At 75.2% G+C, this 17683-nt stretch carries 11 protein-coding genes; 9 read left to right on the forward strand and 2 right to left on the reverse strand.

From position 1 onward, the window contains the following. Nucleotides 1–179: 179 nt before the first annotated feature. The 5 genes from ABTY40_RS14185 (at nucleotide 180) to moeZ (ending at nucleotide 6753) form a co-directional block, all read left to right on the forward strand. Complete coding sequence (locus tag ABTY40_RS14185) at nucleotides 180–1889, forward strand: glycosyltransferase (RefSeq protein ID WP_352059758.1); 1710 nt, start codon at nucleotides 180–182, stop codon at nucleotides 1887–1889. Further along, nucleotides 1882–3669: a hypothetical protein gene (locus ABTY40_RS14190; protein ID WP_502990578.1), complete on the forward strand. Its 1788-nt coding sequence runs from the start codon at nucleotides 1882–1884 to the stop codon at nucleotides 3667–3669. The genes ABTY40_RS14185 and ABTY40_RS14190 overlap by 8 nt, the downstream gene beginning before the upstream one ends. A 124-nt stretch (nucleotides 3670–3793) precedes the next feature. Next, nucleotides 3794–4765 carry an NAD-dependent epimerase/dehydratase family protein gene (locus ABTY40_RS14195; RefSeq protein ID WP_352059759.1) on the forward strand — a complete coding sequence of 324 codons (972 nt, stop codon included), beginning with the start codon at nucleotides 3794–3796 and terminating at the stop codon, nucleotides 4763–4765. After that, entirely contained in the window at nucleotides 4753–5499 is a 747-nt protein-coding gene (locus ABTY40_RS14200; RefSeq protein ID WP_345287066.1) for a spherulation-specific family 4 protein, read from the forward strand. The genes ABTY40_RS14195 and ABTY40_RS14200 overlap by 13 nt, the downstream gene beginning before the upstream one ends. A gap of 75 nt (nucleotides 5500–5574) precedes the next feature. Continuing rightward, complete coding sequence (gene moeZ / locus ABTY40_RS14205) at nucleotides 5575–6753, forward strand: adenylyltransferase/sulfurtransferase MoeZ (RefSeq protein ID WP_345287064.1); 1179 nt, start codon at nucleotides 5575–5577, stop codon at nucleotides 6751–6753. 135 nt (nucleotides 6754–6888) lie between these two features. On the opposite strand, the gene ABTY40_RS14210 is transcribed toward moeZ, so the two are convergent. Together ABTY40_RS14210 and ABTY40_RS14215 are read right to left on the reverse strand one after the other, a co-directional pair. After that, nucleotides 6889–8481: an alpha/beta hydrolase gene (locus ABTY40_RS14210; RefSeq protein ID WP_352059760.1), complete on the reverse strand. Its 1593-nt coding sequence runs from the start codon at nucleotides 8479–8481 to the stop codon at nucleotides 6889–6891. A 158-nt stretch (nucleotides 8482–8639) separates the two neighbouring features. Next, a complete protein-coding gene (locus ABTY40_RS14215) occupies nucleotides 8640–11297 on the reverse strand; it encodes a lysylphosphatidylglycerol synthase transmembrane domain-containing protein (protein ID WP_502990579.1) in 2658 nt (885 codons plus the stop codon). A 258-nt stretch (nucleotides 11298–11555) separates the two neighbouring features. On the opposite strand from ABTY40_RS14215, the gene ABTY40_RS14220 reads away from it, so the two are divergent. The 4 genes from ABTY40_RS14220 (at nucleotide 11556) to ABTY40_RS14235 (ending at nucleotide 17603) form a co-directional block, all read left to right on the forward strand. Beyond that, the gene (locus ABTY40_RS14220) at nucleotides 11556–11948 is read left to right on the forward strand and encodes an MGMT family protein (RefSeq protein WP_352059761.1); all 393 of its coding nucleotides are present in this window, start codon (nucleotides 11556–11558) and stop codon (nucleotides 11946–11948) included. A gap of 353 nt (nucleotides 11949–12301) precedes the next feature. Next, a complete protein-coding gene (locus ABTY40_RS14225; protein WP_502990580.1) occupies nucleotides 12302–15721 on the forward strand; it encodes an ATP-dependent helicase in 3420 nt (1139 codons plus the stop codon). A 152-nt stretch (nucleotides 15722–15873) separates the two neighbouring features. Then, nucleotides 15874–16629 carry a hypothetical protein gene (locus ABTY40_RS14230; RefSeq protein ID WP_352059763.1) on the forward strand — a complete coding sequence of 252 codons (756 nt, stop codon included), beginning with the start codon at nucleotides 15874–15876 and terminating at the stop codon, nucleotides 16627–16629. Nucleotides 16630–16757: 128 nt separating this feature from the next. Then, nucleotides 16758–17603, forward strand: a complete 846-nt coding sequence (locus tag ABTY40_RS14235; RefSeq protein WP_352059764.1) for a hypothetical protein — start codon at nucleotides 16758–16760, stop codon at nucleotides 17601–17603. Nucleotides 17604–17683 lie beyond the last annotated feature (80 nt).

Genomic DNA, 17683 nt, shown 5'->3' on the forward strand with positions numbered 1-17683 from the left:
ACTCCCCCCTCTACCCCCCTCGCCAGATTTTCAGCCGCCACCCCCGCGCGCGTCGTGCCGCCCACCACCCCCCCCCCCCCCACCACCGGTTTCTCCGCTTACGTTCTTCCCGCTGCGACAGTCAGCCGCGCCCCACCGGACACCGGTGGGCGCCGTCAACGGAGAACGGGGGTGCGCTCGTGCGGATCGGACTGATCACCGAAGGTGGCGTGCCGCGCGCGGTCGGTGACATGAGTGGCGCGGGTGACCCGGTCGGCGTGGTCGGCGAGGGCGGCTGGTGCGACCGGCTGGTGCGCGGTCTCGACCAGCACCGCTTCGATCTCTACACCCTCGGGGCCGCCCCCGCCTCGCCCCTCCCGCCGCACGCCCGCCTCGTCCGCGCGGCGGCCACCGGCGAGGACCCCGTGGACCGCGGCGCGCCCGGTCGCTCCCTGCGCCGTGCCTTCGGCCGCCGCGACCGCGGGCGCTTCCTGGCGGCCTTCGCCGCCCTCGCCGAAGGCCTCTGCGCCGAGGATCCGGGAGCGCGCGGGAGCGAGGGGGCGTACGACGACGGTGGTACGAGCCCGGTCGGGGGCGCGGGGGAGCTGTTCGCCGCCGGGCTGTACGCGCTCGCCGACCTGGCCCGCGAGCGCGACGGGCTGCCGGGCGCGCTGCGCTCCGACGAGGCCGTGCGCCTGCTCGAAGCCGCCTGCCGCGCGCCCGGCGCACGCCGGGGCGCGGCGGGCGCCGGGCTGCGCGACCACCTCGCCCTCGCCGAGGAGCTGGAGCGGACCCTCCGCCCCCTCTCCCTCGACTGGTACGGCGAGGACGCGCTCGGCGCCGCCGACCTCTGCCACGCGGCCGGCGGCGGCCCCGTCGCCCTCCCCGGCCTCCTCGCCGCCCGGTTCCACGGCACCCCGCTGCTCGTCACCGAGTACGGCGTCCGGCTCCGCGCCCACTACCTCGCCCCCGGCGGCACGGAACGATCCGGAGCCCTGCGCACCCTCCTCGCCGCGCTGCACGGCCGGCTCACCGCCGAGATCTACCGGCAGGCCGCGCTCCTCACCCCCGGCGACACCCACGCGCGCCGGTGGTACGAGCGGTGCGGCGCCGACCGCGCCCGGATCCGCACGGTGCACCCCGGCATGCCGGCCGAGCGCTTCGTCGAGGCCGGCGAGGACGAGGAGAGCGGTGACCCGGCCACCCTCGTCTGGGTCGGCCGCGTCGAGCCCGCCAAGGACCTGATCGGTCTCCTCCACGCCTTCGCCGAGGTCCGTGCCCGGCAGCCCGACGCCCGGCTGCGGATCGTCGCCGCGCCGGTCCGGGAGCCGGAGGCCGAGGCGTACCTCCTGCACTGCAAGGGCCTCGCCGCCCACCTCTTCCCCGACGAGGCCGCCGATCCGCACGCCGTGGGCGAGAACCCCGTCTCCTTCGAGGAACTCGGCGGACCGGAGGCGCCCACCCCGGAGGACGTCCACGCGTCCGGCGCGGTGACCGTGCTCTCCAGCGTCGTCGAGGGCTTCCCGACCACCCTGGTCGAGGCGATGTTCTGCGCCCGCGCGACGGTCTCGACGGATGTCGGCGCGGTCGTCGAGGTCATCGGCGGCACCGGACTCGTCGTGCCCCCGCGCAATCCGCGGGCGCTCGCCGACGCGTGCCTCGCGCTGTTGCGCGACCCCGAGCGCCGCCACCGCCTGGGCGCCGCCGCGCGCGCCCGCGCGCTCGAACTCTTCACCGTCGAACAGAACCTCGCCGCGTTCCGCGGCATCTACCTCGAACTGCTCTCCCGCGCGCCCGTGCGCCACCGCGCCGGCGCCGACGTGCCCTTCGCCCACCCGGCCGAGGCCCATGTGCCGGGCAGCTGGGCCCACCAGGCCGTCACCGCGGGCACAGGAGCCCCCGATGCCTGAAGGAGGCACCCCGATGCGCGGCCCCGCCGCCCCCACGAGCCCCGGAGCCTGGGACGCCCGCTCCGAAGCGCTCCTCGGCACCCCGGCCCTCACCCCGGCCGCCGCCGAGCCCCCCTCCGGAGAGCCCGACGGCATAGTCCCGGCGGCCTCGCCCGCCACCCCCCACCGCCCGCACCACCCCGCCCCTCCCGCCGGCCACGGCACCGCCCCGGGCGGGCGGCCTGCGGAGAGCCCGTGGTTCGCCCCGGTCCGACCGGCCCCCGCGCCCCTTCCCGCACCGGAGGACGCCCCGGCCGGCCGGATTCCCCTGAGCACGCCCCCCGCGCCCGCCCGCCCGACGGCAGACACCCCCGCCGGGCCCGGGACCGACCCGGCACCGGCGCCCGGGACACCGTGGCCCTCGGCCGTCCTCGACGTACCCGAAGCGCCTGCCCCGGCCGAAGCGCCGACCGCGCCCACCGGGCGGGCCGCCGCCCCGGCCGCCGGAGGCGGGAAGCCCGCGGCGTCCGCCGCCGACGAGGCCGCCGCCCCACCTGCCTCCGCCGCCGGCCGGGCCGGGCGGGCCTCCATCCCCGTGCCCGTCGCGCCCGCGGTGGCGGATCCCGCGCGTGTCCCGGCCGAGCTACCCGCCAGGCCCGTTCCGGGGACGGCGCGGGCCGACGCGCCCTCCGTGGCTCCCGGCGCCGGGGCCGCCGGAACCGGCCGGGGCGCGCAGCCCGCCACGGCCGCCCCCGCGACCGCCCGGGCCCGCAGGGCCGGCGGTGACCCCGTGAAAGTGCTGATGCACCGGCATCGGGAGCTGTGCGAGCGGGCCGTGGATCCGCTGGAGATCGCGGCGGGGCTCGAAGCCGAGGGGTTCACGGACCGGACCGCCGCGCGATACCGGCACCGGGACGTGTTCTCGCTCGCCGAGGAGCTGTACGCGCGCGTGCCCCGAGGCGGCGCGACCGCCCCGCCCACCGCGCCCGCGCCCGGCGCCCGTACCCCCTGGGCACTCGCCGCGCTCGTCCCCGGCGGCGTCACCGCGCTCGCCGCCCTCGCCCTCGGGCTCACCGAGGGAACCGCCCGCCTCGCCACGGCCTCCGCCGGGGCGCTCGCGCTGGCCGGGGCGGTACTGCTGGCCGTCCGGCGCGGTCCGCTCCGGGCCCCGGCGGGGCACACCGTGCCGGCGGCCTCGCTCTGGACCCTCTGGCTCATGGCGTACGCGGCCGGCGGGGACGGACTCCTCGCGGAGGTGCTCACCGGCGGCCCCGACGGCACCTGGCCGCTCGCCACCGCACCGCTGCTCGGGCTCGCGCTCTCCGTCGCGCCCGCCGCCTGGTGCGCGCACCTCTTCAGCGGCCGGGCCCGCCGCAGGCTCGCCGACAGCCGGGGCGTCGCCGACTTCGCCGCCGCCACCCGCCCGCTCCTCCTCGGCGCCGTCGCCCTCCACCTCCTCGCCCTGACCCTCCTGCTCGCACTCACCGGCTTCACCCCCGGCGCCCTCGCCCTCGGCGCACTCCTGTTCCTCGCCCGACTCCTCACCGTCCACGGCTCCGCGGAGGCCGCCGCCTCCGCCCTCGCCGCCGCCGGTGCCGCCGAGGCGCTCGCCGTCGCGAGCGTCCTGACGGCCCGGCTGCCCCTGCCCGGCTTCGACGCGCTCGCCGCCCCCGTGCGCGCCGTCACCGACGCGTGGGGCCCCGGAGCGGTACCCACCCTCGTCTGCGGCGCCGCCGCGCTGGGCCTGCTGGCCCACGCGACCGGCGCCCTCTCCCGGGCCTCGGCCCACACCACCCCCTGACCCCGGCGCACCCGCGGAGCCGACGCCGCGGGCGCGGCCCGGCCCTCCCTCACCCCGCAAGGAGACCCAAGACCATGACCCGTCAACCCCCAGCACCGGCCGGTCGGCACGAAGGGGCCGCACGATGAGGGTGCTACTGCTCGGAGCCAACGGCTTCATCGGCCGCTTCGTCGCCGACCGCCTGCTCGCCGACCCGGCCGTCCACCTGACCGCCCTCGGCCGCGGGGACGACGCCGACGTCCGCTTCGACCTCGCCAGCGGCAGCCCCGGCGCGCTCACCCGGTTCCTCGACGCCGTCCACCCGGGCGTCGTCGTCAACTGCGCGGGCGCCACCCGCGGCGGCGCCCGCGACCTGACCCGGCACAACACCGTCGCCGTCGCCACCGTCTGCGAGGCCCTGCGCCGCAGCGGCTGCGGCGCCCGCCTCGTGCAGATCGGCTGTGCCTCCGAGTACGGGCCGAGCCAGCCCGGCTCGTCCACGGCCGAGGACGCGGTCCCCCGGCCCGGCGGCCCCTACGGGGTGTCGAAGCTCGCCGCGACCGAACTCGTCCTCGGCTCCGGCCTCGACGCGGTCGTCCTCCGGGTTTTCTCCCCGGTCGGGCCCGGCACCCCGGCGGGCTCCCCGCTCGGCCGGCTCGCCGAGGCGATGCGCCGCGCCATGCAGGCCGGCGACGGCGAGCTCAAGCTGAGCGGCCTCGGCGTGCAACGGGACTTCGTGGACGTGCGGGACGTGGCCCGCGCCGTCCACGCGGCCTCGCTCTCCGCCGCCCAGGGCGTCGTCAACATCGGTACGGGCCGGGCCGTACGGCTCCGGGACGCCGCCGCCGTCCTGGCCCGGGTCGCCGGATACGCCGGCAACCTCCACGAACTGGACGGCCCCCACGGCGTCCCGCAGCGCCCCGTGATCGGCGCCCCGCGGACCGAGGCGACCATCGCGGAACAACTGGCCGCCGCCCCGTACCCGTACCCCGACGGCTGCGGACCCTGGCAGCAGGCCGACGTCCGGACCGCCCGCGACCGGCTCGGCTGGCGGCCCCGGATCAACCTGGAGGAGTCGCTCGCCGACATCTGGATGGAGGCGGCGTGTCGCATCTGACGGCGGCCACGGCCACCGGAGCGGTCCAGGCGCTCGGCGTCGGCGTGCCCGGCTACGCGCACCCGCTGCTCGCTCCCGTGGAATGGGCCGAGCTGACCCGGCCGGGGACCCCGCTGCACTGGGCGGTGCTCAACGTGGCGGACGGCCCCGGCACCCGGCCGGACCCGCACTGCCTGGAGGCGGCGGGCCGGCTGCGGAACGCCGGCGTGCGGGTCCTCGGTCACCTGGACCTGGCCCACGGCTCGCGCCCCTTCGGGGAACTGGTCTCCGACGCCCACCGGTTCCTCGACTGGTACCGGGTGGACGGCTACTACCTGGACCGCTGCCCCGCCGACCGGGCCGACCTGGCCGCGACCCGGCGGCTCACGGCGACCCTGGAGGCCGTCCTCGACGGCGAGGCCCACCTGGTGCTCGGCCACGGCACCCACCCCCACCCCGGATACGCGGAGGCGGCCGACCAGCTGGTCACCTTCTCCGGGGCGTGGGCGGACTACCGCTGGTCCCAGGTGGCCGAGTGGACGGCCGATCTTCCCGAGTCCACCTTCGTCCATCTCGTCCACGGCGTCCCGCGCACCCACCTGGACGAGGCCCTGCGGATCGCCCGCTGGCAGGGGGCCGGAACGATCTTCTTCACCGACCGCACCGGCGGCCCGGGACGAAGCGGGGCATTTCACGCGCTGCCCGGCTACTGGGACGAAATCGTCTCGCGTATCGGACCGGGTGTCTCGGAATGAGGAGGGGCGTGGCAGTGTTACGGGGAGAACAACCGTCGTCATGACAAACCGACCAGCTGTATTGATGAGGTCTCCGTGTCGCTGCCACCCCTGGTCGAGCCCGCCGCCGAGCTCACCGTCGACGAGGTCCGCAGGTACTCCCGCCACCTGATCATCCCGGACGTCGGGATGGACGGTCAGAAGCGGCTGAAGAACGCCAAGGTGCTGTGTGTGGGCGCGGGTGGCCTCGGCTCCCCGGCGCTGATGTACCTGGCGGCCGCCGGCGTGGGCACGCTCGGCATCGTGGAGTTCGACGAGGTCGACGAGTCGAACCTCCAGCGCCAGATCATCCACAGCCAGTCCGACATCGGCCGCTCCAAGGCCGAGTCGGCGCGCGACAGCGTCCTCGGCATCAACCCGTACGTCAACGTGATCCTTCACGAGGAGCGGCTCGAGGCCGACAACGTGATGGAGATCTTCGGCCAGTACGACCTGATCGTCGACGGCACGGACAACTTCGCCACCCGGTACCTGGTCAACGACGCCTGCGTGCTGCTGAACAAGCCGTACGTCTGGGGTTCCATCTACCGCTTCGACGGCCAGGCCTCCGTCTTCTGGTCCGAGTACGGGCCCTGCTACCGCTGCCTCTACCCGGAGCCCCCGCCGCCGGGCATGGTCCCCTCGTGCGCCGAGGGCGGCGTCCTGGGCGTGCTGTGCGCGTCCATCGGCTCCATCCAGGTCACCGAGGCCATCAAGGTCCTCGCCGGCGTGGGCGACCCGCTGGTCGGCCGCCTGATGATCTACGACGCGCTGGAGATGCAGTACCGCCAGGTCAAGGTCCGCAAGGACCCCGACTGCGCGGTCTGCGGCGAGAACCCCACCGTCACCGAGCTCATCGACTACGAGGCCTTCTGCGGCGTCGTGTCCGAGGAGGCCCAGCAGGCGGCGCTCGGCTCGACGATCACTCCCAAGCAGCTCAAGGAGTGGATCGACGACGGCGAGAACATCGACATCATCGACGTTCGCGAGGTCAACGAGTACGAGATCGTCTCGATCCCCGGTGCCCGTCTGATCCCGAAGAACGAGTTCCTGATGGGCAACGCCCTCCAGGACCTGCCCCAGGACAAGCGGATCGTCCTGCACTGCAAGACGGGTGTCCGCAGTGCGGAAGTCCTCGCGGTGCTGAAGTCCGCGGGTTTCGCGGACGCGGTGCACGTCGGCGGCGGCGTCATCGGCTGGGTCCACCAGATCGAGCCCGAGAAGCCGGTCTACTGAGCCCGGCGAGGGTGACTCCCGGGGCCGGGCAGCCGGTCTCCTGAGCCACCGCGCGCGTACGGGGAAGGCCCCGGATCCGGTCGGGATCCGGGGCCTTCCCCGTGGCGTCGGCCGCGCGCCGCCGGGCTGCGGCGGTTACTTGCAGACGGTTCCCGAGGCCGGGACCTTGCCGTCCAGGAGGTAGCCGTCGACCGCCTTCTTCACGCACGCGTTGCCGCTGTTGTAGGCGCCGTGGCCCTCGCCCTCGAACGTCAGCTCCACGCCCACGCCCTTGCCGAGCGCCTTCGCCATGGCCCGCGCGCCCTCGAACGGGGTCGCCGGGTCGCCGGTCGTACCGATCACCAGGACGGGGGCGGCGCCGGGAGCCGACACGTCCGGGTGGTCCCACCGGCCCGGCACGGGCCAGTGGGAGCAGTTCGCGAGCGACCAGCCCATGAAGTCGCCGAAGACGGGGGAGGCCTCGCGGAAGGCGGTGAGCCGCTCCCTGGTCTGGCCCAGGGTGTAGCGCTCCTTGAAGTCCACGCAGTTGATGGCGGTGTTGGCGGCCTGGATGTTGCTGTAACTGCCGTTCTGGCCGCGTCCGTTCATCGAGTCGGAGAGCGCGAGCAGGAGCGCGCCGTCCCCGCCGTCGGCGGCGTCGAGACCCTGTTCCAGATAGGGCCAGAACTCCTTGGAGTACAAGGCCTGCGCGATGCCGTTGGTGGCCTGCGTCTGGGTGAGCCTGCGTTCCCTGATGCCCGCGATCGGCTTCTTGTCGAGCGCGGTCAGCAGCCGGGTGATCCCCGCCTCGATCTCGGCGACGCTGCCGCCGGGCAGCGCGCACTCGTCGCCCCGGTCCACGCAGTCCTGGGCGAAGTTGTCCAGCGCCAGCTGGAAGCCCTTCGCCTGGCCGAGGGCGCCGTCCTCGACGCCCGCGTCCGGGTCGACGACCGCGTCGAACACGGCCCGGCCCACGTTCTTCGGGAAGAGGTGCGCGTACACCCCGCCGAGTTCCGTGCCGTACGAGATGCCGAAGTAGTGCAGCTTCCGGTCGCCGAGGACCTGCCGCATGAGGTCCAGGTCCCGGGCGGCGCTCTCGGTGCCGACGTGCGCCAGGGCCCCGCCCGCGTCCTTCTCGCAGCCGGCCGCGTACTTCTTCTGCGCGTCCGACAGGACCCGCTCCTCGGCCTGGTCGTCGGGGCTGAAGTCCAGGGCGTAGTAGGCGTCCAGCTCCTTGTCGGTGGCGCATTCGACGGGGTCGCTGCGGCCCACCCCGCGCGGGTCGAAGGACACCAGGTCGTAGCGGCCGCGCAGGGCCTCGAACTTCTCGGCGAAACCGGGCAGGCCGGTGACGCCCGAGCCGCCGGGGCCGCCGAAGTTGAAGACGAGCGAGCCGATGCGCCGGGAGCTGTCGCGGGCCCGGGCGCGGATGAGGGCCAGCTCGATGGTCTCGCCCTCCGGCCGGGACCAGTCGAGCGGCGTCTGGAGGAAGGCGCACTCCCACGCCGTACCGCCGGGCAGCGGGGAGGGGGCGTCGCCGCCGCCCTCGGCCGGGGACGGGGGCGGGCACGGGGCCCAGGCCGGTTTCTGCGTGAGCAGCGACGGCGGTACGCCGGTTCCGCTCTGCCGCGACGGGGTGGCCGTGTCGCCGTCGCCGTCCGAGCATCCGGCGGCGAGCAGCACGGCGGTGACGGCCAGCAGGGCGGCGCGCCGGGCGGTGCGGGGGCGGGCGGTGGCGGAGATCGGCATAGCCCCATCGTGATCCGCCGCCCTGCCGGCCGCGCGGGACACGGGGCCAACCGGGTGGGCGCCCGGCGGTGGGCGTGTCCGGGGCCGGGGTGCCGTTCGGGGCCGGGCACGGGCATGCCCGGGACCGACCGCTCCGTGCCGAGGAGGGGCCCGCGCCGCTACAGCGCCTCGCGCCGGGTCAGCCAGTTGAAGCAGATCCACCCCGGCAGCACCGGCAGCCACAGGGTCAGCAGCCGGTAGAGCAGCACCGCCGGCGTCGCGACCTCCAGGGGGAGGCCGACCGCGACCAGACCGAAGGTGAGCGCGCCCTCGACCGCTCCGACACCGCCCGGCGTCGGGGCCGCCGAACCGAGCGCGTTGCCGGCGAGGAAGACGACGGCGACGCTCGCGTAGCTGATGGTGGCGGTCCCGTGCCCGAACGCCCGGATCGAGGCGTCCAGACAGAGCACGAACGCGCCGGTGAGCAGCAGCATCCCGCCGATGCCGGTCAGCAGCTTCATCGGCCGCTGGAGCACGTCCAGCATGCGCGGCACCACGCCGGCGAACAGCGAGCGCAGCCGGGTCGACACGAACTTCCGCATGAAGGGGATGGCGGTCACCACCAGGACGAGCACCGCGACCGTGAGCAGGCCCGCGATGACCGTCCTCGACGGGGTGAAGGACTGCGACTTCTCGGTGCCGGTCAGGTAGCCGAAGGAGAGCAGCAGCAGGATGTGCGCCCCGAGCCCGAACAGCTGCGAGGCGCCGACACTCGCCACCGCGAGCCCGGGCCGGACGCCCGCCCGCTGGAGGAAGCGGGTGTTCAGCGCGACACCGCCGACCGCCGCCGGGGCGACGATCTTCACGAACGAGCCGGCGACCTGCGCCACCACCGTCCGCCAGAAACCGACCCGCTCGGGCACGAAGCCCAGCAGGCTCATCGCCGCCGCCACATAGCTGAGGGCGGAGAACAGCACCGCCGCGGCCACCCACCGCCAGTCGGCCTGGCTGATGGTCGACAGCGGGGTCCGGGCGATCTGCGAGAGCAGGAAGTACGCGGCGACCGCGCCCGCGATCAGGCTCACCAGGGTCCGCGGCTTGATCCGCTCCAGACGGACCGGCTCCACCGGGGCCTGCGGGCGGATCAGCAGCACCTGCTGCCGGATCTGGGCGAGCAGATCCTCCTCGCGGGCCTCGTCCAGGGCCTCGTCCAGCGCCCGCTTCTCGGCCTTCTTGTCCGCCTTCTTCTCGGCCTTCGACTCGGCCCGTACGGCCTTCGGGTCCGGCGTCTCGGCCTCCGCCTTCGCGTCCGCCTTGGCGAGCTCCCGTTCGCGCCGGGCCGCCTCGGAGGCGGCGAGCACGGCCTCCCGCTCCCGCTTCGACCGCTCCCGGGCCAGTCTCCGCAGCGTCGCGCGCGTGGACCGGCTCAGCGCGATCGGCTGCAGCAGGGGAAGACAGTCGGCGACGGTGTCGGGCCCGAGGACCTCCACGGCCGCCGCGACCGCCCGCTCCGCCCCGACCCGCAGGCCGAGGGTGGTGAGGAGCTGAGCGATGTCCATGCGCAGCACCAGGTCGCCCGCGGCGATCTCACCGCCCCGCAGGTCCGTCAGGAACACCCTGCCGGAACGATCCACCAGGATCGCGTCCCCGGCCAGCCTGCGGTGCGCGATCCGCCGCGACTGGAGCGCCCGCACCTGCCGCCAGGCCCCGCGCACCAGCTCGTCGGTGATCTCCCGGTCCTCCAGCGAGTCCAGACTGCGGCCGCCGATGTGCTCGTACACGAGCATCACGGCGTCGGGGCCGAGCTCGGAGGTGGCGATGAGCTTCGGTGCGTTCGCCCCGGCGGCGATCGCCGCGTAGGCGAGCAGCGCTTCCTGTTCGAGGGCCTGGCGCAGGGAGACGATCGACCGGCGGGTGGTGATCGCCCGCAGGGTCAGCCGCCGCCACGCCCGGTAGAAGAAGCCGTGCGCCTGCTGCTCGCGGTCCACGACGGTGACGTCCAGGGGCGGCCCGTCCTCCAGGGTCACGATGTACCGGCGGCCCCGGTCACCGCTGTCCGCCACCTCCGGCACCCCTTCGGCGCGCAGCGCGGTCACCGGCCGGAAGCCCACCCGGCGCAGTCCGGCCAGGAGGGTCTGCCCGGTGGGCCGGACGTTCGGGGAGCCGACCGCGTACAGCGTGCCGTACGCCACCGTCCAGCCGATCAGGATGGTGAGGACGATCGAGAAGGCGGTGGTCCAGCCGGCCACCAGCATCGTGAACGCGTCCAGCAGCAGCACGGCCCACAGCGCCACCCGCCAGCGCGGGCGGCGCGCCATGCCGACGGCCGTCATGTACGCGATCACGGGGGCGAGGTAGTTGTGCACCGGGTCGGTGAGCCCGCCGTTGGCCTGCGACTGCGTCAGCGCGTCCCGGATCGTGTCGGGCGCGGCCCGGGCGACCCACAGGTCGACGGCCAGGGTGACCCCGTGGGCGAGGACGGCGGCGAGGACCCCGTCGGCGATGCGCAGCCCGTCCCGTTTGATCAGCCGCTCGATGGCGAAGGCGACGGGCACCAGCAGGACGGCGATCGAGGAGACCAGGCCGGCGATCTTGACGAAGACGTCCGGGGCCCCGCCGGCGCCCTTGTTGATGTCCTGCTCGAGCCCGGAGGTGGTGGCGTGGGCGAAGTAGGCGATGGCGATGACGAGGCCGATGGCGAGGAGCCCGGCGAGCAGCCGCATGAGGTCCGAGGGCCGGTGGACACGGGCGGCGAGCAGCGGCTCGTCACCGGAGACACGCTCGGGCGCGTCGGGCTGAGCCTCTCCGGGAGGCTGGGTGTCCTGGCCCATCAGCATGTCCGTCTCTGCATGTGTGTCGCGTCGTTCTCGTTCCGCGTCCCGTCCCGCGCCCCCTTCGCGTACGGGTCGCTCGGCGCGCTCGTACGGTCCGGGGCGCTCGTGACGCTCGTGCCGCTCGTGTCTTTCGTACCGTTCGTGTGGATCGTGCCGCTCGTGTCGCTCTTGATCTCGTATCACCAGTCACCGCCCGCACGATGGTGGCACGAAGAGGCGCCGGGCGGAGGCATCAGGGGCATGTCGGTGGGGTGAGGCAGGATGGGGCGGATGAGCGTGGAGGAACCCGTGGGGGAGACCGGAGAACTGCCCGAGTACGCGGAACGGGTGCTCGACCTCGCGGACGCGATCCCGCCCGGCCGGGTCATGACCTACGGGGACGTGGCCGAATGGCTCGGCGAGGGCGGCCCGCGCCAGGTCGGCCGGGTCATGTCCCTCTACGGCGGTACGGCACCGTGGTGGCGGGTCGTCCGCGCCGACGGGACCCTGCTGCCGGGGCACGAACTGCGCGCCCTCGGCCACTACCGCGAGGAGGGGACCCCGCTGCGGGAGTCCGGCCCGGCGGCCGAGGGCCACCTGCCGAGGCTCGACATGCGCCGGGCCCGCTGGGACGGGCGCGAGGTCTCCGGGAGGCGCGAGGTTCCCGGAGGGTGAGAGGTCCCCGGCAGCCGAGGGGGCTGCGGAGGGCGCGAGGTCTCCGGCCCCGGGGGCGACGCCTCGTCCGGGCGGGGCGCCGGCTCCGGGCGGGGCACGGAGAACCGACGCGGCGGGGCACAGGGCCGCCGTCGCGGGGGAGGTGCCGGAACTCACACCGGCGCGCGCGGCTGACGGCATCGGCCCAGGGAGGCCGGGCAGGACGGGACGGGAACGGTCCGCGGAGCCGTACGGAGCGGGGCACGGCCGCCGCCCGCTTCGCGTAACGTCGACGTCCGCCCCACGCGCGGCGGAGGCCGGCACCGCTCCCCGCGTCACCCGCACCACCACTCCCACCAGGACCGGCGATCCACGTGAGTTCCTCCTCCACCACCCGGCGTACGCCGCCGTACCAGGGACAGCCGTACCCGGGTCCGGGCAGGCAGCGGAGCCCGGGCGGGTACCGACTGGTGCGCACCACGCCGGCCCCGGTGGAGCCCCCTCAGCTGGACGCAGCGCAGCGGGCCGTGGTTGACCACACCGGCGGACCGCTTCTCGTCCTCGCCGGGCCCGGCACCGGCAAGACGACCACCCTCGTCGAGTCCGTCGCCGCCCGGATCGAGCGCGGCGCCGACCCCGAACGCCTCCTCGTCCTCACGTTCAGCCGCAAGGCCGCCGTGGAGCTGCGCGACCGGATGGCCGCCCGGCTCGGCGGGCGGCGCCCCCCGCAGGCCACCACCTTCCACTCGTACTGCTACGCCCTCATCCGCGCCCACCAGGACGCCGACCTCTTCGCCGAACCGCTCCGGCTCCTGTCCGGACCCGAGCAGGACCTCGCCGTCCGGGAGCTGCTCGCCGGCCAGATCGACCTGGAGAAGGCGGGGCTGGGACGGGTCGGCTGGCCCGACGAGCTGCGCGCCTGCCTCACCACCCGCGGCTTCGCCGACGAGGTCCGGGCCGTCCTCGCCCGCTCCCGCGAACTGGGCCTCGGCCCGGACGAGCTGGCTCGCTTCGCCGACCGGGTCGGCCGCCCGGACTGGAAGGCGGCGGCCGGCTTCCTCGCCGAGTACCTCGACGTCCTCGACCTCCAGGGCGTCCTCGACTACACGGAACTCGTCCACCGGGCCGTCCTCCTCGCGGGCAGCGTCACCCTGCCCGCGTACGACGCGGTGTACGTCGACGAGTACCAGGACACCGACCCGGCCCAGGTCCGGCTCTTGCACGCGCTCGCCGGCGGGCGGACCACCCTCGTCGCCTTCGGCGACCCCGACCAGTCGATCTACGCCTTCCGGGGCGCCGACGTGAACGGCATCCTCGACTTCCCCGCCTCCTTCGGCGGCGCGGACGTCCGCGTCCTCGGCACCTCCCGCCGTTCGGGCGCGGCCCTGCTCGGCGCGACCCGCGAGCTGGCCCGGCGCATGCCGATGCCCCGGCTGCCCGCCGACAAGGTCCGGGCCCACCGCGAGCTGACGGCGGTACGGGACGGGGGCCGGGCCGAGGCGTACACGTACCCGACCGCCTCCGCCGAGGCCGAGAACATCGCCGACCTGCTGCGGCGCGCGCACCTGGAGGACGGCGTCCCCTGGCAGGACATGGCCGTCCTGACCCGCGCCGCCGTCTCCCTGCCGTCCCTCCGCCGCGCCCTCACCTCGGCGGGCGTCCCGGTCGAGACGGACGCCGCCGACACCCCCCTCCGCCACGAACCGGCGGTGGCCCCCCTGCTCCTCGCCCTGCGCACGGTCTCCACCGCCCTGCCCCCGGGCACGGCCCCGGAGGACGCTCCCGGGGAAGCGACGGCGGACGCCGAGGGGGAGGGGCCGGCGGCGGGACCGCACCTGCTCGCCGGGGCGTCGGGCGCCGCCGAGCCCACCGACACCCTCGCGGCCGGGGACGCCACCGCCGAAGCCGTCCCCCAGGCCGGGTGGATCCCCGTCGAGACCGCGCTCGAACTGCTCGCCTCGCCGCTCGCGGGGGTCGACCCCGCCGATCTGCGGCGGCTGGGGCGGGCCCTGCGGGACGAGGAGCGGGCCGGCGGGAACAAGGTCCCGCCGCCCTCCGACGTGCTGCTCGCCCGCGCGCTCGCCGAGCCCGAGCGGCTCGTCGCCCACGACTCCGCGTACGCCCAGGGCGTCCACCGCCTCGGCCGGCTCCTGCGCGAGGCCCGTGCGCTCCTCGCGGCCGGAGGCACCGCCGAGGAGGCCCTGTGGACGCTGTGGAACGGCACTCCCTGGCCCGGCCGGCTGGAGCGCGCCGCGCTCCGGGGCGGTCCCGCCGGGCGGAACGCCGACCGGGACCTCGACGCCGTCTGCGCCCTGTTCGAGACCGCCGCCCGCGCCGAGGAGCGCGTCGGCGGCCGGGGCGTGCGCAACTTCCTGGAGGAACTCGACGCGCAGGACATCGCCGCCGACACCCTCACCCGCCGGCACACCCGCCCGGACGCCGTCCGGCTGATGACCGCCCACCGTTCCAAGGGCCTCGAATGGAGCCTGGTGGTCGTCGCCGGGGTCCAGGAAGGACTCTGGCCCGACCTGCGCCGCCGCGGCTCGCTCCTGGAGGCCGACCGGATCGGCCGCGACGGCCTCGCCGAGCCGCTCCCCGCCGGCGCCCTCCTCGCGGAGGAACGGCGTCTGTTCTACGTGGCCGCCACCCGCGCCCGCGACCGGCTCGTCGTCACCGCCGTGAAGGCCCCGGCCGAGGACGGGGACCAGCCGTCCCGGTTCCTCACCGAGCTCGGCACGGAGCCGAAGGACGTCCCCGGCCGCCCCCGCCGCCCCCTCGCCGTCTCCGCCCTGGTCGCCGAGCTGCGGGCCACCACCGTCGACCCGGCGGCCTCGCCCGCCCTGCGCGAGGCCGCCGTCCAGCGGCTCGCGGAACTCGCCGCGCTCACCGACGACGAGGGCCAGCCGCTGGTTCCGGCCGCCCACCCGGACCGCTGGTGGGGCCTGTTCGAGCCGACCCGGAGCACGGTGCCGCTGCGCGACCGGGACCGGCCGGTGGCCCTCTCGCCGAGCGCCCTGGAGAGCCTCGCCACGACCTGCTCCCTGCAGTGGTTCCTGGGCCGCGAGGTGAAGGCCGCCGAGCCCGCGTCGGCCGCCCAGGGCTTCGGCAACGTCGTCCACGTCCTCGCCGACGAGGTCGCCTCCGGCCGGACCCCCGCCGATCTCGACGTCCTCATGGCCCGCCTCGACTCGGTCTGGGACGCCCTCGCCTTCGACGCGCCGTGGAAGTCCGCCCAGGAGAAGCAGCACGCGCGCGTGGCGCTGGAGCGCTTCCTGCGCTGGCACGTCATGGACCGCGGTGGCCGTGCCCCCGTCGCCTCGGAGCACGCGTTCGACGTGACCCTGGAGGCGGGGGAGTACGAGGTCCGCATCCGCGGCTCCATGGACCGGGTCGAGCAGGACGAGCAGGGCCGGGCCTACGTCGTGGACTTCAAGACGGGCAAGTCGGCCCCCACCCGCGACGAGGTCGCCCGCCACCCGCAGCTGGCCGTCTACCAGCTGGCGGTCCGCGAGGGCGCCCTGGACGAGGTGTTCGACGGGCAGCGGCCGGAGCCGGGCGGCGCCGAGCTCGTCCAGCTGCGGCAGGCCGCCCCGAAGAAGGAGGGCGGTGACGCCCTGCCCAAGGTGCAGGCCCAGGGGGCGGAGACGGGGGAGTGGGTCGGGGAGCTCCTCGCCACCGCCGCCGGCCGCGTCCTCGACGAACGCTTCTCGCCGACGACCGGCCGCCAGTGCGCGACCTGCGCCTTCCGGGCCTCGTGCAGCGCCCTGCCGGAGGGCCGCCACGTGGTGGACTGAGTGGTTCCCCCGTTTTCGTACGGATGTGCGGAGGGTCACGTTCCGCTCCGTACATCCCTTGTTCGCCCTCACCTGTCACTCTCGTCGCGGCGCTTTTTCGTCAGGGCGCCGTCAGAAGAAGCTGTGAGAAGTGACGCGCGAGGAGTACGCACATGAGGGTCAACAGGAAGCTCTGGACGGCCGCGACGGTCTGTGTGGCCGTGGCCGCCGGCGTCACGGGCTGTTCCCAGGGCGACGACAAGCCCGCCGACCCCTTCGCGGGCCTGACGGCCGACGCCATCGCGGAGAAGTCCGTGGAGGCCACGAAGAAGGCCACCTCCTTCCGCATGAACGGCACCGGCAAGACCGACGGCAAGGACATGACCGTCACCTTCGCGCTGAGCGACAAGGGCGTCTGCACCGGCACCATGACCGGCGCCGGCGCGGGCAAGGCCGAGATCCGCCGCGTCGACGGCGTCACCTACATGAAGGGCGACGACGCGTTCTGGCGCGCGAGCAGCGGCGCCGAGGGCGACGAGGCGAACGCCATGACCGCCCTGCTCAAGGGCCGCTGGATGAAGATGCCCTCCGAGGGCGACGACAACGACATGGGCGCCTTCTGCGACCTCAAGACCGTCGTCAAGGACATGGACGAGGACGACAAGGAGCGCAAGGGCCTGACCCGGGGTGCCGACGCCGACGTCGACGGCGCCCCGGCCGTGACCCTCACCAAGAAGGGCACCAAGGACGAGACGACCACCTTCTACGTGGCCAGGGACGCCGCCAAGCCCTACATCCTGCGGGTCGTGAAGACCGGCGGCGACGAGCCCGGCACGGTCACCCTCGGCGAGTACGACAAGCCGGTCACCGTCACCGCCCCGCCGGCCGACCAGGTCGTCGACATGGCGCAGCTCGCCGGCGCCTCCTGACCCCACGCGGCCCCCGCCCCACCGGCTCCGTCCGGCAGGGCGCGGGGGCCCGCACGGGCAGAAGTAGCGGGCACGCGCGCGTGGGGCGACCCTGGGAAGGAGTTCGGCGCATCCGCCAGGAGGCTCACATGGCGTCCCACCGAAAGCTCCGCGCCGCGGCCGCCGTCTGCGTGGCCGTCGTCGTCACGGGCCCCGTCCCGGCGGCCGCCGCGGCGGCCCCCGGCCTCGCGCCGGGCCCCGCCCCGCTCGCCGGGACCGCCGCCCCGTCCCCCGGCGACCCGTTCGCCAGCCTCACCCCGGACCAGATCGCCGACCGGGCCGTCGAAGCCACCCAGTCCGCGACCTCCCTCCGCATGAAGGGCCGGATCGTCAGCGACGACCAGCCCCTGGACGTCGACCTCGCCCTCAACGACCGGAACGACTGCACCGGCCGCCTGAAGATCGCGGGCGGTACGGCGGAACTGCGGCGCGCGGACGACATCACGTACATGAAGGGCGACGAGACCTTCTGGCGCGCCTCCATGGGGTCCCAGGGCATGCCCGACGGGCGGATCGCCGCCACCGTCGAACTCCTCAAGGGCCGCTGGCTGAAGGTCGCGCCCGGCCAGGCCGGCAGCGAGGACCTCGGCGGCATCTGCAACCTCAAGGCCCTCCTCGACGACCTCGACCGGGACAAGGACGAGGACCGGGACGGCACCCGCGACCCGGACCGCGGCACCCTGACCCGGGGCCGCGACGGCAAGGTCGACGACACCCCGGTCGCCACCCTCGTCAGGAAGAAGCCCGGCGGCGAGACGTCCACCGTCTCCGTCTCCCAGGAAGGCAAGCCGTACATCCTCAGGACGGTGAAGACCGGAGGCGACGAACCCGGCTCGATCACGCTCTCCGACTACGACAAGCCGGTCAGGGTCACCGTCCCGCCCCCCGAAGAGACCGTCGACCTCGCCAAGCTGAACCGCGGCAGCCCCGCCTGAGCGGCGGCCGGGAGGAGGACCGGCGCGGGCCGGTCACGGCCCGACGGGACCGGCACTGTCGGACCGCCCGGTTAGCCTCT

It is taken from the genome of Streptomyces sp. NPDC126503, from assembly GCF_040302405.1.
GTDB lineage: Bacteria > Actinomycetota > Actinomycetes > Streptomycetales > Streptomycetaceae > Streptomyces > Streptomyces gulbargensis.

Bases quoted from the DNA above. Each gene is read 5' to 3' on its own strand.
- ABTY40_RS14190 (WP_502990578.1), top strand. From the start codon at position 1,882: ATGCCTGAAGGAGGCACCCCGATGCGCGGCCCCGCCGCCCCCACGAGC.
- ABTY40_RS14195 (WP_352059759.1), top strand. From the start codon at position 3,794: ATGAGGGTGCTACTGCTCGGAGCCAACGGCTTCATCGGCCGCTTCGTC.
- ABTY40_RS14210 (WP_352059760.1), bottom strand. From the start codon at position 8,481: ATGCCGATCTCCGCCACCGCCCGCCCCCGCACCGCCCGGCGCGCCGCC.
- ABTY40_RS14215 (WP_502990579.1), bottom strand. From the start codon at position 11,297: ATGCTGATGGGCCAGGACACCCAGCCTCCCGGAGAGGCTCAGCCCGAC.
- ABTY40_RS14220 (WP_352059761.1), top strand. From the start codon at position 11,556: ATGGGGCGGATGAGCGTGGAGGAACCCGTGGGGGAGACCGGAGAACTG.
- ABTY40_RS14230 (WP_352059763.1), top strand. From the start codon at position 15,874: ATGAGGGTCAACAGGAAGCTCTGGACGGCCGCGACGGTCTGTGTGGCC.
- ABTY40_RS14235 (WP_352059764.1), top strand. From the start codon at position 16,758: ATGGCGTCCCACCGAAAGCTCCGCGCCGCGGCCGCCGTCTGCGTGGCC.